Origin of the sequence: Hominimerdicola alba 8 (assembly GCF_000178155.2) — a bacterium.
Classification (GTDB): Bacteria; Bacillota; Clostridia; order Oscillospirales; family Ruminococcaceae; genus Hominimerdicola; species Hominimerdicola alba_C.
Map to the genome: position 1 here is coordinate 13,235 of NZ_ADKM02000098.1, position 24,602 is coordinate 37,836.

At 43.1% G+C, this 24,602-nt stretch carries 20 protein-coding genes and 1 pseudogene; 14 read left to right on the forward strand and 7 right to left on the reverse strand.

Annotation, left to right across the window (positions count from 1 at the left end):
• Positions 1-196: 196 nt before the first annotated feature.
• Positions 197-751: a restriction endonuclease subunit S gene (locus CUS_RS12180; protein WP_002851104.1), complete on the reverse strand. Its 555-nt coding sequence runs from the start codon at positions 749-751 to the stop codon at positions 197-199.
• Between the two features lie 41 nt (positions 752-792).
• Between CUS_RS12180 and CUS_RS12185 the strand changes: the two genes are divergently transcribed.
• From CUS_RS12185 to CUS_RS20465, 6 genes and pseudogenes are all read left to right on the forward strand, one after another.
• On the forward strand, positions 793-3,420 hold the full coding sequence (locus CUS_RS12185; protein WP_002851110.1) for a type I restriction-modification system subunit M: 2,628 nt from the start codon (positions 793-795) through the stop codon (positions 3,418-3,420).
• A 45-nt stretch (positions 3,421-3,465) separates the two neighbouring features.
• Positions 3,466-4,566 carry a restriction endonuclease subunit S gene (locus CUS_RS12190; protein WP_002851131.1) on the forward strand — a complete coding sequence of 367 codons (1,101 nt, stop codon included), beginning with the start codon at positions 3,466-3,468 and terminating at the stop codon, positions 4,564-4,566.
• Positions 4,567-4,576: 10 nt separating this feature from the next.
• Positions 4,577-5,182: a protein adenylyltransferase Fic gene (fic, locus tag CUS_RS12195; RefSeq protein WP_002851119.1), complete on the forward strand. Its 606-nt coding sequence runs from the start codon at positions 4,577-4,579 to the stop codon at positions 5,180-5,182.
• Positions 5,183-5,233: 51 nt separating this feature from the next.
• Positions 5,234-8,416, forward strand: a complete 3,183-nt coding sequence (locus tag CUS_RS12200) for a type I restriction endonuclease subunit R (protein ID WP_002851127.1) — start codon at positions 5,234-5,236, stop codon at positions 8,414-8,416.
• A gap of 306 nt (positions 8,417-8,722) precedes the next feature.
• Positions 8,723-9,244: pseudogene (locus tag CUS_RS20460) on the forward strand (restriction endonuclease subunit S); the annotation flags it as partial.
• Positions 9,245-9,271: 27 nt separating this feature from the next.
• Positions 9,272-10,207: a site-specific integrase gene (locus tag CUS_RS20465; protein WP_037277290.1), complete on the forward strand. Its 936-nt coding sequence runs from the start codon at positions 9,272-9,274 to the stop codon at positions 10,205-10,207.
• Here CUS_RS20465 and CUS_RS12215 read toward each other — a convergent pair.
• A complete protein-coding gene (locus CUS_RS12215; RefSeq protein WP_080559565.1) occupies positions 10,204-10,845 on the reverse strand; it encodes a restriction endonuclease subunit S in 642 nt (213 codons plus the stop codon). The genes CUS_RS20465 and CUS_RS12215 overlap by 4 nt on opposite strands.
• Before the next feature lie 993 nt (positions 10,846-11,838).
• On the opposite strand from CUS_RS12215, the gene CUS_RS12220 reads away from it, so the two are divergent.
• From CUS_RS12220 to CUS_RS18715, 6 genes are all read left to right on the forward strand, one after another.
• Positions 11,839-12,180: a plasmid mobilization protein gene (locus tag CUS_RS12220; protein WP_002851109.1), complete on the forward strand. Its 342-nt coding sequence runs from the start codon at positions 11,839-11,841 to the stop codon at positions 12,178-12,180.
• Positions 12,181-12,272: 92 nt separating this feature from the next.
• Positions 12,273-12,509 (forward strand): excisionase, encoded by a 237-nt coding sequence (locus CUS_RS12225; RefSeq protein ID WP_050792232.1) that lies wholly within the window; start codon positions 12,273-12,275, stop codon positions 12,507-12,509.
• A gap of 77 nt (positions 12,510-12,586) precedes the next feature.
• Entirely contained in the window at positions 12,587-13,783 is a 1,197-nt protein-coding gene (locus CUS_RS12230; RefSeq protein WP_037277286.1) for a site-specific integrase, read from the forward strand.
• Between the two features lie 262 nt (positions 13,784-14,045).
• On the forward strand, positions 14,046-15,758 hold the full coding sequence (locus tag CUS_RS12235) for a putative bifunctional diguanylate cyclase/phosphodiesterase (RefSeq protein WP_002851137.1): 1,713 nt from the start codon (positions 14,046-14,048) through the stop codon (positions 15,756-15,758).
• Entirely contained in the window at positions 15,745-16,080 is a 336-nt protein-coding gene (locus tag CUS_RS18710; protein WP_002851128.1) for an Hpt domain-containing protein, read from the forward strand. The genes CUS_RS12235 and CUS_RS18710 overlap by 14 nt, the downstream gene beginning before the upstream one ends.
• A gap of 26 nt (positions 16,081-16,106) precedes the next feature.
• Complete coding sequence (locus tag CUS_RS18715) at positions 16,107-19,166, forward strand: hybrid sensor histidine kinase/response regulator (RefSeq protein WP_002851125.1); 3,060 nt, start codon at positions 16,107-16,109, stop codon at positions 19,164-19,166.
• Positions 19,167-19,461: 295 nt separating this feature from the next.
• Here CUS_RS18715 and CUS_RS12250 read toward each other — a convergent pair whose 3' ends face one another.
• From CUS_RS12250 to CUS_RS12270, 5 genes are all read right to left on the reverse strand, one after another.
• Positions 19,462-19,797 (reverse strand): cytidylate kinase family protein, encoded by a 336-nt coding sequence (locus CUS_RS12250; protein ID WP_080559567.1) that lies wholly within the window; start codon positions 19,795-19,797, stop codon positions 19,462-19,464.
• Between the two features lie 144 nt (positions 19,798-19,941).
• A complete protein-coding gene (locus tag CUS_RS12255; protein WP_037277288.1) occupies positions 19,942-21,525 on the reverse strand; it encodes an AAA family ATPase in 1,584 nt (527 codons plus the stop codon).
• A 483-nt stretch (positions 21,526-22,008) separates the two neighbouring features.
• Positions 22,009-22,665, reverse strand: coding sequence for a transglutaminase-like domain-containing protein (locus CUS_RS12260; protein ID WP_002851106.1), 657 nt, complete (start codon positions 22,663-22,665; stop codon positions 22,009-22,011).
• Positions 22,662-22,943 carry a TfoX/Sxy family protein gene (locus CUS_RS12265; protein ID WP_002851111.1) on the reverse strand — a complete coding sequence of 94 codons (282 nt, stop codon included), beginning with the start codon at positions 22,941-22,943 and terminating at the stop codon, positions 22,662-22,664. The genes CUS_RS12260 and CUS_RS12265 overlap by 4 nt, the downstream gene beginning before the upstream one ends.
• A gap of 192 nt (positions 22,944-23,135) precedes the next feature.
• Positions 23,136-23,603, reverse strand: coding sequence for a pyridoxamine 5'-phosphate oxidase family protein (locus tag CUS_RS12270; protein ID WP_002851134.1), 468 nt, complete (start codon positions 23,601-23,603; stop codon positions 23,136-23,138).
• A 182-nt stretch (positions 23,604-23,785) separates the two neighbouring features.
• Here CUS_RS12270 and CUS_RS12275 point away from each other — a divergent pair, with 182 nt between their 5' ends.
• The gene (locus CUS_RS12275) at positions 23,786-24,334 is read left to right on the forward strand and encodes an arylamine N-acetyltransferase family protein (protein WP_002851121.1); all 549 of its coding nucleotides are present in this window, start codon (positions 23,786-23,788) and stop codon (positions 24,332-24,334) included.
• Entirely contained in the window at positions 24,279-24,593 is a 315-nt protein-coding gene (locus tag CUS_RS19880; protein ID WP_157769528.1) for an arylamine N-acetyltransferase, read from the forward strand. The genes CUS_RS12275 and CUS_RS19880 overlap by 56 nt, the downstream gene beginning before the upstream one ends.
• The last annotated feature ends 9 nt before the right edge of the window (positions 24,594-24,602 follow it).

Genomic DNA, 24,602 nt, shown 5'->3' on the forward strand with positions numbered 1-24,602 from the left:
TTATTCATGGTCGAGTCGATACGATAAGAAAAGCAGACAAAGAGTCAAAAAAACTTCTGGAGTTTTGATTGCGCTATAATGAAAGGATTATTACGGTTAGAATGTCCTTGGTTTTGTCCACTATACCAAATTAAGGACTATAAAAGCTTGACATGATTGGTGATATTTGATATAATGAATATTAGTATTTGTAAGATTATAGCTCACGCTGATGAAGGGTGATAAGGGTGTCGAGCTTTGCAAAGAAAGTGCCGATTTGGTGCTGTTCCTTTACGTCGGACGGTACTGTAAGGACTGTTTCAAAGTAATCGGCAGGAGTGATGTTGAGCAGTCCGTGATTTCTTGCACCCTCGGCAGCAATGGCTTGAACTCCCTTATGCCAACAGTCGGTATCATAATACGAAACAAGAAAATCAGAGTCAATATTTCCGTCCTCTTTCAGAGCGAATACAATGTAAAGTGTCGATAATACGCCCATTTCGTACCTATCAAGTCTCTTGACTGCACCCCACGGGGCATCAGATGATGTACTCTTATTGTAGGCAAATTCACCTTTCTTCAACAGGTAGTAACCGCTTACATCTCGGCTTGCGATACGCTTATCGAAGAACTCGTTTTGATCTATCAAGCCATACTGTGCTGATATAGTAAGTGGTAGCTCTGATTCAAGGTTTTCGTTCTTTCTCGTCACTCTCTCGACCATATCAGACAGCTTACGCTGTTCCCAGGAAAAAGTTTTAATTAAAATCATACCGGATGTAATACCGTACATATAGATTAGGAGGTTCTTTTATGAACAAACAACAACTCGCTAATAAGATATGGGAAAGCGCTAATAAAATGCGCTCTAAAATCGAAGCTAACGAATATAAGGACTATATCCTTGGCTTTATTTTTTATAAATATATTTCAGATGTTGAAATCACACACCTCTTAGGGCTGGGTTACACAACAGATACGTTATACGAAGTACGAGAACCTGTATACCCTGACCCAGATAATGCGAGTGCTCCTTTCGATGACGAAGAAACAGTTAAGGATCTGGAAGAGCAAATCGACAATATCAAAACGGATATCGGATATTTTATCCCTTACACTGATCTTTTCAGCACTTGGCTTGAACTTGGGTCAGATTTTGATGTATCAAATGTCCGTGATGCACTCAATGCTTTTAATAATCGTCGTATCGGTAAAACGCACGAAAAAGTGTTTAAGGGCATTTTTGACACGCTCCGCACAGGTCTTTCCAAACTCGGTGGTACTGCTGGAGAGCAGACGAAAGCTATTCGTGATTTATTGAATCTTATCAAGGATATCCCGACTGATAACAAGGAAGACTATGACGCTCTTGGATTTATCTACGAGTATCTTATCGAAAACTTTGCGGCAAATGCAGGCAAAAAAGCTGGGGAATTCTATACTCCGCATGAGGTGTCGCTGCTTATGTCTGAAATTGTAGCATATCATCTGCGTGATCGTAAGGAAATCAAAATTTACGACCCCACAAGCGGTTCGGGATCTCTCCTTATCAATATCGGCAAAAGCGCAGCACGTTATATGGGAACAGGCAACAATATAGCCTACTATGCACAGGAACTGAAGCAGAATACCTACAATCTTACACGAATGAATCTTGTAATGCGTGGCATCAAGGCGAATATGATAGAAACTCGCTGCGGTGACACGCTTGAAGACGACTGGCCTTATTTCTCCGAAGATGACAAAGGTGTTAAGATCGAGGGTACTTATGATCCTCTATATGTTGATGCAGTTGTATCAAATCCTCCATACTCGCAAAATTGGGATCCGGACGGCAAAGAAAATGACGATCGATATTCCGGTTACGGTGTAGCACCTAAATCCAAGGCGGACTATGCCTTTTTGCTCCACGATCTTTACCACATAAAATCTGACGGAATTATGACTATCATTTTGCCCCACGGTGTTTTGTTCCGAGGCGGTGAAGAGGGTGAAATACGCCGTAACCTTATTGAGCGTAACAGAATTGATGCTATAATCGGATTGCCTGCCAATATTTTCTTCGGTACAGGTATTCCGACAATTATAATGGTACTCAAGAAAAACCGCATTAACGATGATGTACTGATCATTGACGCATCTAAGGGGTTTGAAAAAGCCGGAAAATCCAATAAACTTCGAGCATCGGATATTCGCCGTATTACCGATACGGTAATAGACCGAAGGGACGTTCCGAAATACAGCCGTAAAGTAAACCGTGAGGAGATCAGGGCTAACGACTATAACCTAAATATTCCTCGATATGTGGACAGCTCCGAACCGGCTGAAACATGGGATATCTATGCTCAAATGTTTGGCGGCATACCGAACATTGAACTCGATGCACTTTCTGAATACTGGACAGCATTTCCCAAACTGCGCAGATCGCTTTTCCTGGCAAGATCGACAGAGTACAGTGAGGTCACAACAGACGATATAAAAACAACTGTTTGCAGAAGTGATGATGTATCTGCATTCCGTGAAAAATATCGAACAGCTTTCGATGATTTTAGCGACTATCTTTATACTGAGTTAATAGAGGGATGGGAAACCGTTCACACAGCAAGCGAGGAAAGTGTGCTGTCTGCAAATATTTTCAAGCGACTGGAAAACATTTCCCTTATTGACCCTTATGAAGCCTACCAACTGCTTGACAATGAATGGTCGACTATCTCCGCAGATTTAGAAAGTATGCATTCGGAGGGCTTTGAGGCTGTTAAACAGGTAGATCCTAATATGGTACTCAAGAAAAAAGGCAACGAAGATATTGAGGTTCAGGACGGCTGGAAAGGTCATATTCTTCCATTTGAACTTGTGCAGTCGGCTTATCTTTCGGAAGATATTGAAAAAATCTCAATTATGGAGAGTCGTATTGCAGAGATCGACAGCGAGACAAATGAGCTTTTTGAAAGTCTGAGCGAAGATGATAAAGAAAATCCATTCGTGAATGATGACAAAACCGCATTTGTTGCCGCAGAGGTCAAAAAAGCGATCAAGGCAAAAGAGGTATCAATCGAAGTACTTGAAGTGCTGAAAAAATACGATAAGTTGATTACAGAGCAGAAATCTATTGCTAAGAATGTCAAGAAGGCGAGAGAGGATCTGCACGAAAAAACAAAGGAAACTATCGAGATACTTACAGATGAACAGGCTTGTGAAATGCTGCGAGCAAAGTGGATCAACCGTCTTTGTGGTGAGCTTGCAGGCTTGCCCGATGCTGTGGTAAATACATTTACCGCAAAAATACAGGCACTTGCCCAAAAGTACAGTGAGACCTTGTCAGAAGTTGACGAGGATATCAGACGAATTGAAAGTGAACTTGGCAGTATGTTAGAAGAACTGACAGGAAGTGAATTCGATATGGCAGGATTGCAGGAGCTGAAAAAGCTCTTTGGAATATGAGCAGTGCAGTTGCCACGCTCCGTTCATGAAAGGAGTTTGTGTAAAATGACAAACAAAAATAATATTCCTGCGATTCGTTTCAAGGGTTTTAATGATACTTGGGAACAGCGTAAGTTGGGCGATGAAGCTATTGAGATACTTGCTGGTGGCGATATTGATAAGAGCAAAACCGTTGAAAACGGAAAGTATCCGATATATGCAAACGCTCTCACAAACGATGGTGTAGTAGGATATTACGATGATTATTATAGAGTAAAAGCACCGGCTGTTACTGTAACAGGACGAGGTGAAGTAGGATTTGCTCAGGCGAGAATGGTTGATTTTACGCCTGTTGTAAGACTTTTGGCTATACGCTCCAATCACGATTGCTACTTCTTGGAAAATGCGATAAATAATCATAAGGTAGTTGTCGAATCAACAGGTGTTCCTCAGTTGACCGTCCCACAGCTATCTTCTTATAACATTTTCTTTCCTAAAAATGTCGAGGAAGAAACAAGAATTGGCGAGTTCCTTCACAACCTCGACTCCCTTATCACCCTTCATCAGCGTAAACTTGACAAATTGAACAAAGTCAAAATTTCAATGCTTGGAAAAATGTTTCCTAAAAATGGTGCTGATGTACCCGAAGTGCGATTTAAGGGATTTACTGATTCTTGGGAACAGCGTAAGTTAGAAGAAGTCATTACTGTTGGTAACGGAATGGACTATAAGCACTTATCTGAGGGAGATATTCCTGTTTACGGAATGGGCGGTTATATGTTGAGTGTTGATAAAGCACTATCATATGACAAAGATGCTATTGGCATCGGAAGAAAAGGAACGATTGATAAGCCTTATGTTTTGAAAGCACCGTTTTGGACGGTAGATACGCTGTTTTACTGTATTCCTAAAGAAGATTATTCACTTGATTTTGTGTATTGTATTTTTCAAAACGTGAACTGGAAAGAAAAGGACGAGTCAACAGGCGTACCAAGTTTATCAAAGGTTAATATAAATTCTACCGATGTTAAAGTACCAGCTTTAGCAGAACAAGAAAAAATCGGAGCATATTTCTCAAAGCTCGATGATCTTATCACCCTTCATCAGCGTAAGTTAGAAAAACTACGAAATATAAAGAAATCAATGCTCGAAAAAATGTTTGTGTGAGGTGAAATATATGCTTGAAAATAAAATCAACGCACAAAGCTCGGCAGAGCTTGCAAGAGAGGAAGAACGTATTTCAAAGCAAAAAGCTATGGCATTATTTGAACAGGATATGCTTGCTGACAAAAAAGCCGGTACACTGGACACACTCATGTTTATCCATAAAACGCTTTTCGGGGATATATATTACTTTGCAGGACAGGTACGGACCGTGAATATTGCAAAGGGTAGTTTTAGATTTGCTCCTGTTATGTATCTGGATCAGTCCTTGAAAACGGTGGAGCAGATGCCACAAAATACCTTCGACGAGATCGTTGCAAAATATGTTGAAATGAATGTTTGCCACCCGTTCCGTGAGGGGAACGGCAGAGCAACAAGGATATGGCTTGATCACATTTTTAAGACCGAACTAAAAATGGTCATTGACTGGAGTATGATCGATAAAGAGGACTATCTGCTTGCTATGGAAAGAAGTCCGATACGCTCTACAGAGATAAGTGTATTGCTTAAAAATTCTCTTACCGATAAAACAGAAGACAGAGAAGTATTTATGAAAGGTATTGATACAAGCTATTACTACGAGGGATACACGGCTTTTGATATAAGCGAACTTAGATGATACTCACAGCAGTGACCATAGCTTGCAAAACAGATCAGAGAGGAAAACACTATGAATACATTTGCAAAAGAAGCTGATTTTGAGGAAGCTCTTATCGACGCCCTTAAACAAAAGGGCTGGAACGATAAAGGCGGGGTTCTCCGCTATCCGACTGAAAAAGATCTGATCAAAAACTGGGCGGATATCCTTTTTCAGAATAACAATACCATTGACCGCCTGAATGGTCATCCGATGACAGATGGCGAGATATCGCAGATCATCGAACAAATAAACGGTCTGCGTACTCCGCTTAATCTTAATGCTTTTATCAACAGCGGCACTAAAGACGGCACGATCAGTATTACTCGTGACAATCCCGATGACCCCGACCATTTCGGTGCGGAGATCTCACTTACGATCTTTAATCGTGCCGAAATCGCAGGTGGTCAGACTCGATATCAGATCGTACAGCAGCCGAAATACACCGCAAAAGCACTCTATCCCGACAGACGTGGCGATCTGATGCTTTTGATAAACGGTATGCCTGTGATACATATAGAGCTTAAACGCAGCGGTGTAGATGTCAGTCAGGCTACAAATCAGATAGAAAAATATGCACATGAGGGAGTGTTCACGGGATTGTTTTCACTCGTGCAGGTTTTTGTAGCCATGAACCCTGAAGAGACCGTATACTTTGCAAATCCGGGTCCGGACGGTGTATTCAACAAGAATTTCTTTTTTCACTGGGCTGACTTCAATAATCAGCCTATCAACAATTGGCACGATATAGCTGAAACACTGCTTTCTATCCCTATGGCACATCAGCTCATCGCCTACTATACCGTAGCAGATGCTACTGACGGCATATTGAAAGTTATGAGAAGCTACCAATTTTATGCAGCCTCGGGAATATCCGATAAAGTAGCCAAAATTAAGGATTGGGACGGTAAACAACAGCTAGGCGGTCATGTATGGCATACCACGGGAAGTGGTAAGACAATGACTAGTTTTAAAGCGGCACAGCTTATAGCAAGTTCTCATGATGCGCATAAAGTTGTTTTTCTTATGGATAGAATAGAACTTGGCACACAATCGCTATCTGAATATCGTAACTTTGCCGAAGCAACAGAATCCGTACAAGGAACGGAAGATACGACAGTGCTTTTCAACAAATTGAAAAGTTCAGATGCCTCGGATACGCTTATTGTGACATCAATTCAGAAGATGAGTAACATTGATGATGAGTATAACCGGTCAAAGCAAAAGGACTGGGATATAATTCTAAAAAAGCATATAGTCTTTATTGTTGACGAGTGTCACCGCTCCACATTTGGCGATATGATGATTACGATCAAAAAAACATTTCCGAATGCTGTTTTCTTTGGTTTTACAGGCACACCTATCCGTCCTGAAAATGAGAAGAAAGGCAATACAACAACAGATTTGTTCGGCGAATTGATACACAAGTATACCGTTGCAAACGGTATTCATGACGGAAATGTACTCGGGTTTGACCCCGATATGATCTGCACTTTTGAAGATGACGAACTAAGACAAGCTGTTGCACTTGATGAACTTCACAAAGATCCGACTGATAAGACTGCCGTTGCTGAGATCATGCAAAGTGAGGAAGAAAAGAAAGTTTACGACTACTATATGTACGAAGTACCAATGGCAGGATTTGAAGATGAAAATGGAAAGTACATCAAAGGTATTGAGGATATGCTTCCTAAAACACAGTACGATACGAAAAATCATCGTACCGCTGTAATAAGCGATATTATAAAGAAGTGGGATAAACTCAGCCGTGGAAGAAAATTCCATGCGATCCTTGCTACTTCAAGTATCCCCGAAGCGATAGAATATTACCGTCTGTTTAAATCTCCCGAATTATCGAACACACTTCGTATTGCAGCACTTTTTGAACCAACTATAGATAACGATGGTGGCAACAAATCTATCATTAAAGAAGACGGTATAATTGAGATGTTGGAAGACTATAATAAAATGTTTGATCAGCACTTTTCTATGCGTTCCTATGGATTGTACAAGAAAGATGTATCTGCACGACTTGCACACAAGGGTGTGTATAAGGACATAAAACCCGAAAAATGCGTAGACTTGCTTATAGTGGTTGATCAGATGCTGACTGGATTTGACTCTAAATGGGTAAACACTTTATATTTAGATAAGGTTCTGCGTTACGAAGGACTGATCCAGGCATTTTCAAGAACCAATCGTCTGTTTAATGGCAATGATAAGCCATTCGGCAATATTCGTTATTACCGCAAGCCTCATACTATGAAAGCGAACATTGAACGTGCTTTTGACCTATATTCCGGCGAAAAACCCGATGAACTCTTTGCGGATAAGCTTCCCGGAAATATAGCAAAAATGGCTGACATTTATCAGGATATTTATACCTTATTTGAAAATGCAGGCATAGAAGACTTTGAAAAAAATCCGGCAGATAAAAGCGAACGAGCGCAGTTTGCCAAGCTGTGGAAACAGTTTAATGATGTTCTTGCAGCAGCGAGAATACAGGGTTTTGAATGGGATACACCGTATGCAGATGAAAACGGCGAAGTCTACGAACTGCCCGATGAAAATACTTATCTGATATTAGCGCTCCGTTATAAGGAACTCTTTACAGGCGGCGGAACTGGTGGCGGCGGACCTATGGATGTTCCATATGAAATCGATACTCACCTTACGGAGATAGACACAGGGCGTATTGACAGAGATTATATGAACTCACGCTATGCCAATTATCTTCGCTTATTACACGACAGAAAAGCAACTCCTGAGGAATTGCAGAAAAAACTTGATGATTTGCATAAGACTTTTGCCACGCTCACACAAGAGGAACAAAAGTATGCGAATATTTTTCTTCACGATGTACAAAGCGGTATCATCGAGCCCGACAGTGACATCTCATTTCGTGACTACATAGCACAGTATATGGTTAAAGCTAAAAACACTGAGATACGTCGCTGTGCAGAATTGCTTGGATGTGATGAAGAAAAACTGACGGAACGTGTTAACGCACATCCTACCGAAAAGACACTTGACTATGGAAACCGCTACACAGAACTTGTACAGTCTGTTGACCGTGTCAAAGCTAAAGCTTTCTTTGAGGAAAAAGAGGGACGCACATTGACAGTAATTAAGGTCAATAATAAAATAAGAACTCTACTGAAAAACTTTATCCTTTCCGGAGGCTTTGATATAGAAAGCTGTGATGATGAAGAATAGTGATACATAGTGTTCAATTGGCAGAAAACGTTAAAGATATGTATTTCTCAAAAATACAAATTTATGAATCCGCCGATTTCGACAGCTATTCCGCAAAGCACGAAGGCATTTCTAAGTTCAAATATCATCAGTCGGTCAAAAAGGCACTGCTGACCTTGCTGAATGAAGAAGTAATACCACTTCGGGATGATGATTATAGAATTGATGACACAGCATTACTTAACAAGTCCTAACATCAAAAAAATCATAAAATCACGAAAAATCGCCTATTTGGGAGCTAAGTTTTTCTTAGCTCCCTGTTTTTTTATGCTTGTTTGTGCTATTTCCTGGGAACAGCGTAAGGTTAAAGATATAGCCGATAACACTTATGGTGGAGGCACTCCTCAGACCTCCATAGATAGTTATTGGAACGGTGAAATACCGTGGATACAATCACAAGATATTATAGAAAATCAGCTTTTTAATGTTGAGCCGAGGAAGCATATTTCAGAAGAAGCAATATCAAAATCTGCTACGAAATTAGTACCCAAAAACTCCATTGCAATAGTGACTCGTGTAGGCGTTGGAAAGCTCGCATTTATGCCGTTTTCTTATTGCACAAGTCAAGACTTTCTTTCGCTGTCTGGTATACAGATAGACGAAAAATATGCAACCTATTCGATATACCAAATGTTGCAAAAAGAGAAGCAAAATGTACAGGGCACATCAATCAAAGGAATAACCATAGAGGAGATGCTTTCAAAGAAGATTCCAGTCCCTTGTAACAGTGATGAACAAGGTGCGATTGGTGCATTTTTTCATAACCTCGACACCCTTATCACCCTTCATCAGCGTGAGCCGCCAAAGGAGGATAAGATTTTGAACGATATAAAAACGGATACTCTGTTCCATGAGTATTACTGTCAATGGCTGGTTATATATAAAGAAGGATCGGTCAGAGGCGTAACAATGCAGAAGTATCACCTGACCGCAGAATGGGTGAAGAAACTGATCCCCGATGTGAAACTCTGCGATTTTGACAGGATCACATATCAGCAGCTCATCAATGATTATGCTGAGACACACGAGCGCCAGACCACTATGGATTTTCACCACCAGCTCAAAGGAGCTATCCTTGATGCAGTCGATGACGGCTTGATCGCCCGTGATCCCACTCGCAAGGTTATTATCAAGGGTAAGTCTCCCAACGATAAAAAGAAGAAGTATCTCAGCCGTTATGAGCTTCAGAAGCTGCTTACAAGCCTTGACCTGAACAGCGGTTTGAATATGGATTGGCTTATTCTGCTTATTGCTAAGACCGGTATGCGTTTTTCCGAAGCGATTGCAGTAACGCCTGCGGACTTCGATTTCACTCATCAGACGCTTAGTGTTAATAAGACATGGGACTATAAAGGCGAGGGCGGCTTTCAGCCTACCAAGAACAAGTCCTCGGTAAGAAAGATCCGCCTTGACTGGCAAACGGTAGGACAGTTCTATGCTATCGTCAGAGAACTGAATGATACTGCCCCTATCTTTGTTTCAAAAGAAAAGAAGATTTACAACTCTACTCTCAACGATGTGTTGGAAAGACATTGCAAAGCTGTCGGAATCCCTACTATCTCCGTTCATGGACTTCGCCATACACACGCATCGCTTCTCCTGTTCGACGGTGTTTCGATCGCCAGTGTTGCACAGAGACTCGGACACTCAAGCATCAATACTACACAGAAGACCTATTTGCACATCATCAGAGAGCTTGAAAACAAGGACATTGACCTCATCATGAAGTCGATTTCCAGTTTGCTCGACTAAGTACATAAATAATGCGGTTTACGCTGGTTTCCCTTAAAGGGCATGACGGTCAAAACGTCATGTCCTTTTTTATTTGGCTTATGCTGATGAAGGGTGATAAGGGAGTCGAGCTTTGAGAAATACTCTCCGATTTTTTCTTGTTCCTCATATTTCGGATAAAGCAAAACTACATTTTCCAAATCTGAATTATGGATATGAACAACAGATTTTCCTTGTGCTCTTTTTGATAGCTCTTTTTGCTGATTACCATTTGAAATTGTCAGGGCAAGGAAAACAGGATTGATATAATCGTCAGGAACAATAATATTCAAATCGCCACCAAGCAAAATGCCCGATTTTGCGACAAAAGAAGCCCTTGAAATATCTTCTGCCGTTTCGCCAGATGCAGGCACGATAACTTCGTGTCCAGTGCTATAAACAGAATTAGGCTGAACATCTACGAAAGTATCGACCTCGCTGATAACAGTTTCATATTTTGTGTAGAGCCGACCATAAAGGATTATGGGTGTGCCATTTTCTTTCAAATCGTTCTTTGAATAGCCTGATCCTTTGGAAAATGTCGCAGCCGTCCTTAACTTACGCTGTTCCCAAAGACGTGCTACGAAAAATAAAAAGGTAGGAAAATCATAATGCTTTATCTGCTAACCCCAAATATCCGTTTGTAAAAATCACGAGTTCTGTATGATTTTATTAGAGAGATGTTCCGCATAATGGTTTGAAAAACGCAACATCACTTGACATACCCCCTGATGTTTAAATACGATATACACCCCCACATTTTTCATAGAGCTAATTTATTGAACACGCAGAAAATAATCACAAAATCTCTAAACCCGCTTATATAATCCCTCAAAGTGTCTGTACTAATGAACGAAGGGTTCCTCTATTCAAATCAAATATATTTTGCACAAAAACACAAGGGCTTCAATGTGCATCTATCCAAATTTTTTTAACCCTCAAATCCGGTTACAAAAATCGCAAGTTCTGTATGAACTATTGAGAAAGGTGTTCGCATAACCGTTCTGAAAACATATCTGAATGTGTTGCACCCCTGTGTCTAAAACTGATATGCAGACTGCACACAATCATCAAGACCGACTTGTTGAATACGCAGAAAATAATTACAAGATCTCCGAAACCGCTTATAAAATCGCCTCAAAGTGTCGGTACTTATGGAGGGATAATTTAACCCACCATTAAACCCATACCGTCAATTGACATCTGCCCCACCACTGTGTCTCGATATTGAAATGATACATTTTTTGCACAACTTTGGTCATCCCGTTTTGTTCAATGATACACAGTTTTTTACGGAGACCCGGATCTGCCTAAACTTTTCATTGAAAATCCTAGGTTATAGTAGAGGCAGTCATCTTTTTGCTGTCCAGGCAGCGGTCAGTGCGTATTCGGACATCAGCCCATACGGGCTAAAAAACGGTTCTATGATGACCCTTTTATTTTTTATCAGACTTTGCGTAGCAAGTAGAGAAAGTGCCGTATTCTTTGGCACTTTCTTCCAAAACGCAGTGTTACCCCTGCGATTTTTGCGTTTAGGGGACCCTCGCCCTAAACAAAAAGCCCCTCATCTGAGGAGCATAAAAAATCAAAAACCGATTGAAAGGAGAAATGAAATGGCAAGAAAGTACAAGCAAGTCCACCGAAAAGAAATCGATTTTTCACTCGATGAATGGGCTGAGGTCGAGCGTAGGGCTTCTGTTTGCTGTATGAAAACAGGAACATTTATACGGCACATGGCTGTCAACGGTAAGGTTGTAAGTTTTGATGTAAAAGAGGTCGCACCAACGCTGAACGGAATGCGTATCATTTCAAACAACATCAATCAGGTGGCAAGAAAAGCTAATGAAACAAACAGCATCTATGCCGAGGATGTTGAGAAACTGAGAAAGGAAGTGGAAGCTCTCAGCCATACGCTAAGCAAGTTTGTGTCCACAGTACGTTGGAAAAAAGTCTGAGGTGCATACTTTAGCCATGACAATAACGATTAGGAATAACGCAAGCGGCACGAGAAATTCAAGAAAAACAATATCATACAACCGAAAGGAGAATGCTTTTGAACGAAGCTTTTGATACAAAAGAAAATATCACCAACACCATCCCCGTTTGGAAACGCTACACCCTTACTGTCACGGAAGCTGCCGAGTACTATCACATCGGAGAGAATAAGCTGCGCCGTATTGCAGAGGAACACAGCGATGCCGATTTCATTATTCTCAACGGCAACCGTGTGCTTTTCAAGCGTGAAAGATTTGAGGCTTTCCTCGATAGAGCGACCGTGATTTAGGGTATTGAAAAAGGCCCTGACTTGTGTTATAATAAATATGCAAGTTCGGGTCTCTATCTTTGAAAGGAGAGATCACTTTGAGTGAAGAAAGAAGAGACCATTTGAACAGAAAACTCCGATTTGGCGAGTGTCAGAATTCGGACGGCAGATATCGTTATACCTATGTTGACGCTTTCGGAAAGAAAAGGTCGGTCTACAGCTGGCGGCTGGATACCACCGATCCTCATCCCGAGGGAAAACGGCACGATCTTTCTCTGAGAGAAAAGGAACAAAAGGTCGCTAAGGACACCTACGATCATATCGCTGTCAACGGCGGGAACTACACTGTGCTTGAGCTGGTGGAGAGATATCTGAAGCTGAAAACAGGTGTGCGTCAGAGTACACAGATAGGCTACCGTACCGTCATCAATCTTCTCAAAAAAGACCCCTTCGGCAGTCTGCGCATCGACAAGATAAGATTGTCCGATGCTAAGATCTGGCTGATAAAACTGCAAAGAGAAGACGGAAAAAGCTACAGCTCGATCCACACGATAAGAGGTGTTCTGCGCCCCGCATTCCAGATGGCAGAAGACGACGATCTTATCCGCAAGAACCCATTCAGATTTGAACTGGCGACCATCATTGAAAACGACAGCGAGCCGAGAGAAGCTCTGACAGAAAAGCAGATGAACGACTATCTTGATTATGTCAGGGACGATGACTATTTCAGCCGCTACTACGACGGGATATTTATTCTTTTTAATACGGGAATGCGTATCTCGGAATTTTGCGGACTGACAGTATCGGACATCGACTTTGATGAACACCGCATAAATGTCGAGCGTCAGCTTATCCGCACAAGCAGCGGCAAGTACATCGTACAGGCACCCAAAACTCACAGCGGCATACGCTTCATACCCATGACCTTCGAAGTTGAACAAGCATTCCGCAGGGTGATAAGCAGCCGCAGAAGAGTAAAGAGCGAACCTGCTGTCGGCGGCTGTATCGGATTTCTGTTTCTTGATAAAAACGGTATGCCAAAGCTGGCTATGCACTGGCAGAAAGTCATGCAGCGCATTCGTGAGAAATACTGCCATGAACGCCTCAGAACTCTGCCGAAGATAACGCCCCACGTCTGCCGTCACACCTTCTGCACCAACATGGCAAGGAAAGGCATGAATCCCAAAATGCTGCAATACATAATGGGTCATGCCGACGTAGGAGTTACTATCCCCGTTCCAAATAGTAACACGAAAAACCACAGCAGTACCTACCGACAAGAACAATCATTATAATAACGAATAAGGGCGATACCTAACTGTGCGAGGTATCGCCCTATTTTTCATCTTATGTAAGGGTTCTTCTGCTACCGTGAGAACGCGTCCCTACGCTGTCAATGAAGTTCAGTGTATTTTTAGATACTCTGTTGACTTTACCTGCATTTTATGCTAAAATTAATATGAATAATTATAGATTCTGACGGCGTGTACATCTATTGCCGGTTTACTTATCATGCGGGTTGTTTTGATTGGACTATTATGTAAGGAGGAATCCTGTATGAAAGAATTGCTGGAACGCAAGAAGGGGCTTCGCAGAAGCATATTGATCGTTGATGATGACTATATCGCAAGAGAGATACTCGGAAGGATGCTGGAGGATCGGTATGAAGTCAGCTACGCCGAAAATGGTGTGATAGCGCTCAGCATCATAAAGAGGGACAAGCTGAAGCTTTCGCTCGTGATACTCGACCTGAATATGCCTGAGATGGATGGATACAGCCTGCTGAAGCTGCTTAGCAGCGACAATGAACTGAGGCGCATACCTGTGATCGTGCTGACCTCCGAAAAGGGCGCAGAGGTGGAAAGCCTGAGGATCGGTGCAGCGGATTTTATTACAAAACCCTTTGATATGCCTGAGGTCATTTGTGCAAGAGTCAGTCATTCTATCGAGCTTGCCGAGGACAGCGTCATTATCCATGAGACGGAGCGTGACGATCTGACAGGACTGTTTCATAAGGAATTTTTCTTTCAATACGGCAAAAGGCTTGACGAGCTGAATAACAATATGCCGATGGATGCAGTGGTAGTCGATATAAACCGTTTTCATGTGGTGAATGAACTGTATGGCAGAAGCTACGGAAACATGATTCTGAAAAAGATCGGTGAAAGCCTTCATGAGATTGTCAGCGAAACAGGCGGACTGGCCTGCCGCCGTGACAACGATCAGTTTTGTGTCTACCTTCCCCACAGTGACGATCTTCAATACAAGCTGCCGCAGTATATCGCTGTGATTGATCAACGCATAAATGACAGCAATATCAGCCTGCGGTATGGCATATACTCTGATGACGGCAGTGAGAAATGCATGGAACAACGTTTCGATTATGCCAGACTTGCCTGCCAGAAGCTCAGAAACAGCTATGTATCATGTTTCGATTTCTATAACGATGAGCAGCACGGCAAAGAGCTGTACGCTGAAAGACTCATCAACGATATGGACAGGGCGCTGTCTGAAAAGCAGTTCCGTGTCTTTTACCAGCCTAAGTATTCCATAACAGGCAGCCAGCCGAGACTTTCCAGTGCAGAAGCGCTTATCAGATGGTTCCATCCCGAATTTGGAATGGTAAGCCCCGGTCAGTTTATCTCGCTCTTTGAGGAGAACGGTCTGATACAGAAGCTCGACCGGTTTGTATGGAATGAAGCGGCAGCGCAGATCAGACAGTGGAAGGACTGCTATGGGATTGACATTCCCGTGTCGGTCAATGTGTCGAGAGTCAATATGTTCAATGCCCATCTTGCAGATATCCTGGAGAACATTGCTGCACAAAACGGCCTGGATCATGCTGAACTTCTGCTGGAGATCACGGAATCTGCCTATACCGATAATTCCGATCAGATCGTCGAAGCAGTGAATAAACTTCGCATGTGCGGCTTCAGGATCGAAATGGACGATTTCGGCAGCGGATATTCTTCGCTGAATATGCTGACCACGCTGCCGATAGATGCTCTGAAGCTGGATATGAAGTTTATCAGAGAAATATGCGAAAACGAAAAAAATGAACGTCTTGTCGGGATCATGATCGACATTGCAAGACTTCTTGAAGTCCCTGTTATTGCGGAGGGCGTTGAAACAAAGGAACAGATGGAACTGCTCAAAAGGCTGGGCTGTAACATTATACAGGGCTACTATTTTTCAAAGCCGCTTCCGCCTGAGGAGTTCGGAATTCTGATCGAAAAAGAACTGAGGGAGAAAAAAGATGCTTACAATTGATAAACTCAGAGAATTTGGTGCTGATGTGGACGAGGGCCTTTCACGATGCATGAAAATGGAAGATTTTTATATCGGTCTTGTCAAAAAGGCTGTTGCCGACAACAGGCTTCCTTTGCTCGAACAGCAGATCGGAGAAGGCGATCTTGATGCGGCGTTTGAGACGGCTCATGCACTGAAGGGTATGTATACCAATCTGTCGCTTTCACCGTTGACAAAGCCGGTCAGCGAAATCACAGAGCTGCTCCGCGGCAGAACGGAAACCGATTATTCGCCTCTTTTAGCGGAAGCAAAAGTGCAGTTTGAAGCATTGTGCAGTCTATAAATTGATCTCACAAGAGAGCTATTGATATGAAAAGGATAAAGAATAAAACAGGATTGTATGCGGCTGTGATAGGCAGCCTTATGATAGCAGCGATACTCATACTCGGTACATACTGGTCGGGGCAGAAAGCACAGCAGGATACGGTGACATCTGTCAGCAAGCTGTATCTTGACGAGCTTGCAGGCAGGCGTGAACAGGTAGTCTCTTCTGCATTGAAGCGAAATATCGGGAATATGCAGACGGCAGTCAGCCTTCTGACAAAGGACGATCTCAGCGATATAGCACATTTGCAGGCGTATCAGCAGCGAGTGAGGCAGCTTTATACCCTTGAAAAATTTGCCTTTGTGGACACAAACGGGCTTATCTATACCGCAGACGGAACTATGGATGATATAGAGAAGTACAGCTTTGACTACAATCATATCCGTGAGCCTGAAATATCCGTTCGGGATGACGGAAGCGGCAGCAAGAGCGTTATTATAGCTGTACCGGTGGACAGGCTTCCCCTTGACGGGAAAACGCTGACCGTCTGCTTTATGGAAATTGATATGAACACCATGCTCGAGGGCGTGTCCTTACAGTCGGATAACAATAATACCACCTTCTGCAATATCTACACACATGACGGTAACGCTCTGACAGATATGGTTCTCGGTGGTCTGGCAAGTGAGGACAATCTTCTTGAGGCTGTGGAGCACGCCGATTTTGACGACCATGCTTCGGCCGAGGCTCTGCGGTCTGATTTTGAAAATGGCAAGGGTGGAATCGTATCGTTTACATATAATGATGTAAAGGAAACACTGTCATATACCCCGATAGACGGTACCGACTGGATGCTGACCTATCTGATCCGTGAAAGCGTTATCAGCGAGAAAATCAGCTCGGTGTCAGAGGGGATCCTTGTACGAAGCCTTGTACAGATATTTCTGACTGCACTTGTCATCCTTTTCATGTTCCTGCAAAACAAAAAGAATGCCGAGCTTGCCATTGAAAAGGAGACTTCGGTGGTCAAGCAGGAGGAACTTGAGCAAAGATTGCGGCTGCAAAATGAACTGCTGGAGCAAGAGAAAATGCGCACCAGGCAGGATCATATGATAACTGCTCTTGCATCAGATTACAAAAGTGTTTACTATGTGAATCTCGATTCGGACGAATGTATTTGTTACCGTTCGGAAGTAACACCGGAGGAGAGGCCGCAGGTCGGAGACCGTCTGTCATTTGTGGAAGCATTCACCCGTTACGCAAATGAGGTCGTTGCTGAGAGCTACCGTGAGAGCTTTTTGCAGTTTATTGCGCCTGACAATATACGCAGGCGGCTTGAAAAGGAAACGATCATTGCGCTGCGCTACCTGACTGTCGGAAAGAACGGCCAGGAGACCTATGAAATGCTCCGTATGGCAGGCGTTCGCCATGCTGAGGACAGAGACGACCATACTGTCCATGCTGTCGGAGTTGGCTTTACGGATATAGACGGCGAAATGAGGGAATCTATGGCGCAGAGCCGGGCACTCAGCGATGCACTTGCTGCCGCAGAACAGGCAAGCAAAGCAAAGACATCCTTCCTGTCGAGCATGAGCCACGAGATCAGAACGCCCATGAATGCTATCATCGGGCTGAATGCCATTGCCCTTAACGCTCCTGAATTAACTGACAAGACGAGAGATTATCTTGAAAAGATAGGCAGCTCAGCCAATCACCTGTTAAGTCTGATCAATGACATTCTGGATATGTCAAGAATAGAATCAGGGAAAACCGTGCTGAAAAATGAGGACTTCTCCTTCTCAAAGCTGCTTGAACAGATCAATACTATTTTCGGCGCACAGTGCGCTGATAAGGGACTGGACTACAATTGCCGCATCATCGGTTCGGTAGATGCCCATTATATCGGTGACAATATGAAGCTGCAGCAGGTGCTTATCAATATTCTCGGCAATGCCGTCAAGTTCACCCCCGAGGGCGGAAGCGTGGCACTTACTGTTGAGAGAACAGCTCATTTTGACAGCAGGTCAACTCTGCGCCTTACGATATCCGATACCGGCATAGGTATGAGCTCCGAATACCTGCCGAAGCTGTTTGAGACCTTCAGCCAGGAGGACAGCTCTGCCACCAACAGATACGGCAGCTCGGGACTTGGAATGGCTATCACCAAAAATATCGTGGAGATCATGAACGGCAACATTGAGGTGCAAAGCGAAAAGGGAAAGGGTACTACATTTATCGTGACGGTCACACTTATGGATTCCGCATATTCCGAGAGTGATCCGGAAGATCATGACATGAATCTCGGTGAACTGAGTGTGCTTGTAATAGATGATGATCCGGTTGCCTGTGAACACGCAAAGCTGGTACTTGGTCAGGCGGGTATCGCCTGCGAGACTGTTCTTTCGGGCAGAGAGGCGATAGAACTGGTAAGGCTTAGACAGGCAAGACAGCAGCCGTTTGATCTGCTTCTCATTGACCTGAAAATGCCCGGAATGGACGGCATTGAAACGGCAAGAGAGATACGCAGTGTTGTCGGCTATGAAACGGCGATCATCATCATCACCGCCTACAAATGGGACAATGTGCTTGAAGAGGCCGAGGCTGCCGGTGTTGACTCCTTTATTTCCAAGCCGCTGTTTGCCGATAATGTAATCGAGGAATTCAGGTCTGCATACAGAAAGAAAGATCCTGCCGGAAGAAATACTGGCCACAAGGCGGAGCTTAAAGGCAGGAACATACTGCTTGCCGAGGATGTTCCCATCAATGCGGAAATCGTGAAGATGGTGATTGCCATGCGTGAGATACACGTCGATCATGCGGAGAACGGCAAAACAGCGCTTGAAAAATTCTCTGCAAGTGAAGTGGGACACTATGATGCAGTGCTGATGGATGTCAGAATGCCTGAAATGGATGGACTTGAAGCTGCGGCAAAAATAAGAGCACTTGAAAGAGCTGATGCAAAAACGGTTCCCATTATCGCTATGACCGCCAACGCCTTTGATGAGGATGTTCAAAGAAGTCTGCAAGCCGGAATGAATGCACACCTCAGCAAGCCGATAGACAACGATATATTGTTCGGAACGCTTGAGAGCCTGATCAAGTGACAACCAGATCTGCGGCAGTCAGGATGGTGCAGCTTTGTCAAAGAAAATGCAGAACTGATTCCATCATGCCATATGCAAAACGTCAGGTCATTCGATAATTGAAAAAAGTGCTGTCAGAGCTTTCTGCGACAGCACGGAAATCCAGTATGTGTGCTCTGCTCCGGACTGGATTTTGAAATGGCTGCGCCCCCACATCCCCAGAAAAAGTGTCAAAAATACTTTTTCGACAGTCTGAAGCCCAGCGTGATGCTGGGCTTTTCCTGTTGGAATTAGATTCTCTTTTTCACGCTGATCGTTATGTCTGCTCTGAACTTTGTACAGCACTGATAATCATCTCAACGCTTTTTTCAATCCGGCGTGAGCTGTCGATCACAAGATCATAGTTTTCAGCTTTGACCCACGGCATACCGGAGATATTGCGGTAATACTCTGCTCTCGCCTTATCCGAGCGGCTGATATTTCGCACAGCCTCCTTCTGCGTATCGCCGTAGACCTCCCTCACGCGGCTAATACGGTATTCAAGCGGCGCATGAACAAAAATCCTGAAAACATTTTTATGATCCTTCAGCACATAATCCGCAGCACGTCCGACGATCACACAGCTTCCATTTTCCGCTATGCGTTCGATGATCTTCTTCTGTTAATATGTGCTGCGATCATAGCGATATCCGTCACGTTGATCTGTTCATAAAGGTTCACATTACCGAGGGGAACAAGAAAACAGCCTGCACAATTTGCACAGGCTGCTTTTGGTCATAACATATATTATTTTTTATCATCTGCTAAGATGCTCGATAACACATTCATGCTTTTTCTGCTCCTTGTCATAACTTATACCCACAAGCAGGATATCGCCCGAATACTCATCGAGTGCGCCGCTGTACCGCTTTTCTTTGATCTGAGCGATAGCACCGTCTGCGGAGCTGTTGTATTTGAGCTCGACTATCATCGCAGGCTTGGAACTATTTCTGTGGGGTATGAACACGATGTCCGCAAAGCCCTTGCCTGTGGGCAGCTCACGTATCATAGTGTAATCCTTGCGTGCTGAATAGTACGCTATCGTCACCGCACAGCTTAGTGAGTTTTCATTGTTGTATGCAAGCACAGAGGTGTTCGCCTCGTGTATCTGTTCAAGACGCTCTGCCACAAGCTCTGAATCTCCTTCGATAGTTGCTTTCACAAGATCATTCGACTGTCTTATGGCTTCACCGACGATGCCCCAGCCCTTGTCATCGACAGCGTTTGCAAACTCTATCGCTATCTCCTGATTAGGGATATAAACTTCGCTTTCCTCTGCATCAAAAGCAAGATATCCCAGATGCACAAGCAGGGTCAGCGCATCATCTGCACTGTTTATTGTAGTCATATCGTTCTGAAACTTCTCAATGTTTATACGCACCCTCTGATCGCCCAGCATTCTGATAACAGCATCACGCAGACCGTCAAAGTTCATTTCGATAAACATTTTTAAGGACTCATAAGTCTCTGTACGTGTCCAATAGCTGCCTATCATACCTTCGGTCACTGCATTGACAACTGAGTTTGGTGTGTAAATAGATGTTACTTTGCCTAGCGAATATCCGTCATACCACCTCTTGATCTCCTCAAAATCCATACCATGCTGCTCACAAATACCCTTGACCTCTTGCTCTGTAAACCCTAAAAAGCCTGCAAGTCTGCCAGGTCGTGCCATTGTGTATTCACGGAAGTTGTTCAGAGCGCTCTGCGTACCATACTTCTTGATAGGCAAAATGCCTGTGATATATGCCAGCTTAATAAATCTCTCTGCTGACACGCTCTTAAACATACCCCTAAGAAACATTACATAGCGTTCCTGCTCATCTTTAGAAGTATCCTCTCTGAACAGACAGTCCCACTCGTCAATAATTATGATGAATGTATCACCTGTCTTGTAGTTGATTTTTTCAAGGACACTGGGTATATCTCTGTCATCATCGGAAACTGTGTTGGGAAATTCAGCGGCAAGCTCTTCTATAACTGCCTTTTGAATAAGATCGAGCGTGGCAAGCTCGCCCGTAACATTCGCCTTGCTGCGAAACTGTGATATATCAATATATATGACATTATTCTTGTTAAGCTCGCTCTCAAAGCTTGGCATACTTTCAATATCGAGTCCTTTGAACAGCTCTCTCGAATCACAGCCCTTGCTGTAATATGCTGTAAGCATAGCCGCTGCTATAGATTTGCCGAATCTTCTCGGACGGCTCACACACATAAATCTGCTGGACTTATTCAGACAGCCATTGGTGAAATCTATCATCGAGGTCTTATCTACATAAATATCATCATGCACTGCATTATAGAAATTAACATTGTTCGGATTAAGGTAAATGCCCATGTTTTCATCTCCCTTGCGGCAGCATTCATCATATAGTATTATACATCAGATTTGCTGCAAAGTCAATAAAGTGGGAACGGTCAGGGGGCAATTATCAGAAATATGACAAAAGCTTTCCATAACCAACCTCCCGATAATAATGATTTTTATACGTCTAAGAAAGAGTCCTGATTTGGACTATTCCTGCTTCTTATTATACCAAACAGCCCCGAAAAAGTCAATCTACTGGGCTATGTACGAAAGAAGCAAATCTGGAAACTGGCTAATTTCATCAATTCTCAGCCGCGTACCATCACGGAGTTTGATAAGGCGCTGGTGAAGAAACTGCTGGAAAGCGTCAAGGTCTGCGAGTTCTTTCTGGAATTTCGGTTCAAATCAGGCGTGACGATAAGCATTGAAAAGTGAACAGATAGAGCAATCCCCGCATCACTGTTTTTCAGTGGTGCGGGGCTGTTTTTATTGCGTTATTCACTCATCATTATGTCAGATTTTCTGATTTTCGGATTCCGTTTTCTTGATGGCATTATAGTATTCGAGCTGCATCGGAAGTTCAGCCCAAAGCTGTGCTCTGGAATCGTTTGATGTCAGCACCATTATTATCTCTTTGTCCGGCACGGGATAGACGGTAAAATCATCTTGTTCGCCTTTATCTGTGCGTATTGGGAAGGCGAGCTGTTCGGTATCGATGCAAAACTGTGCATTCACGCCCTCTTTGTTACCTCTTGCATCAAGCCTTATCCATTTATCATGCTCTCTGAGATATACTCCGTTAAGTCCGTGATAGACAAGCTCCGGCACATCGGCATCGTCGTTGAGTACGATCTTCTGATAGCAAAAGCCTGCGGGGATGCCCCTGCTGCGAAGTATCGCAGCCAGAAGATGAGTTTTTGCAAAGCATATTCCGTGACCTGCTTTGAGTACCTGCGATGCCGTGCAGGGCACCTCGTCTGCTCCGATGTCAGCCGAATGTGAGATGTGGTCACGCACATACTCAAAAGCCTTTCTGATAAAATCGGTCTCGCCGTTTGACGCGCTATAAAGCTTGTCAGCCAGTTGTGCAACAGACTCGTTGTCAAAGTCAATGATATCACTGCATTGCAGATATTGGTCGATGTTATTCGTGTACAGTTTCGTTTTCATTTTTTCTCCGCCTTTCTGGTTTTCGGTTTCCGTTCTGGCAGCTCGCTGAACATTTCCGATACCATTTTTTGTAATAATTCTCTATCATCAATTATCGTTACAGGCAGCATTTCCTTTGCACCATCATACGGCGGGCAAGCAATGCTGTCGGGCATATATTTCCGACTGGCTTCTGTTATTTTTACCATAAAGCCAGTTCCGTATATGCCACCGAAAATGCGCTCCCGATAGTAAAAAATATAGCCGCCCATCATAGGTGTTTTACGGATATCTTCCAATCATGCAAGCTGTTCTGTTATGTATTCTGCAAGCTCTTTAGCCTTTGATTTTTCCATAACAAATACTCCTTTACAACCTTTTCCCATACTCAACGTTATTTTGCAAACACCCGAATCGCAATTTTTGATTAGTCCGTTTTTAGCGATTTTACGCTGTTTCTAACTTCGACTCCAGTGGGGTCAAAGTTGATTTTATTTTGCCTTGCAGGACATTTTCTCAACATCGAGCCTGAAAACCGCCACACCATTTAGCATTGCATCTCCATAGCTCCAATCAGGTCTTGCAGTAGTCTGTTTCATAAGCGTATTCAAACCTTTGATCTTTTCATTCTTATCCTCAACCAAATTGAGAGTACCTGTTCCGATAACGCTCTGGAACTTAGCAGAGAAATCGCAGGCTACATCTGCTTCAAGAAGCTCGTAGTTGCCGTCTATCTCAAATCCCACCTTCGGAGAAGTCTTTGAAAGCTCATATTTTCTGCCTGCCTTAGCTCCATGAAAATAGAAGCTGTAGTTTCCGTTTTCATTAATGTATCCGTAGTTTACAGGTACGATGTAAATATCGCCATTATCACAGAAAGCTATTCTTATGATCTGTTCTTTGGAAATAAATGCTTCGATTACGCTGTTATCTGTTATTTCTCTGTCGTTTCTTCTCATTGTATCCTCCTATATGGTCACAAACACAAGCAAGCCGAGCACTTGCGTAATGATTATTATACTTCAATTACTTGAAAAAGTCAAGCAGTCTGATTATCAGGATAAACCTTCACAGATTGACTTTATGTATTCCTTATGATATAATATTATTACTAAGATTACGCTATATAGAGGCGATTACTATGTCTGACATTGAAATAGAATACAGTATTGATGACACTCCAATGACCGATGATGAGATCATGGGATATTTGAAACGTATCGGAATAGAGTGTGATATAAATACAGACCTGAATAGTCTTGCATTACTGCAAAAAGCTCATCTTACACATATTCCATACGAAAACTATTACTGCCTTGAACGCAGGATTACTTCACTCAATCATAAAGAATTGTATCGCAAACTGATAATCGAACACAGAGGCGGCATCTGTTTTGAGCTGAACGGGCTGTATGCGTGGCTTTTGAAAAGCATCGGATTCGATGTAAAAAGCCATCTAAGTAGATACATAATTCCCGAAGGCGAGATACATAAACGAACTCACAGAGTAATGACCGTCACGATATGTGGAGAAAGATACCTGGCCGATGTAGGCGTAAATTCCGAATGTTCAAGAAAGCCGCTGTTGCTTGCAGAGGGACTTATTCAAAATGACGGTATTTCGGAATACCGCCTTGAAAAAGACGATTTCTTCGGTTGGGTATTGTGGCAGAAGCTCAAAAAACAATGATTGGCGCAGGCTGTATGGGTTCACCGAAGAACCTCAGCTCGATATTGACTACATAATGCCGTGTATCTTTTGCGATATTCACCCACTTTCGGGGATAAACAAGTTTGAAAAGGTTTCAATATTTACTGATCAAAGTAATATACGGATATGGGATGGGCATTATCAGGAGTTTTCAGGTGGCGAGATAGTAAAAGATGAAGAAATAAAAGCCAATGGAAAAGCAGAAATTCTAAAAAAAGTGTTTTCAATAATACTATAACTAAAGAAA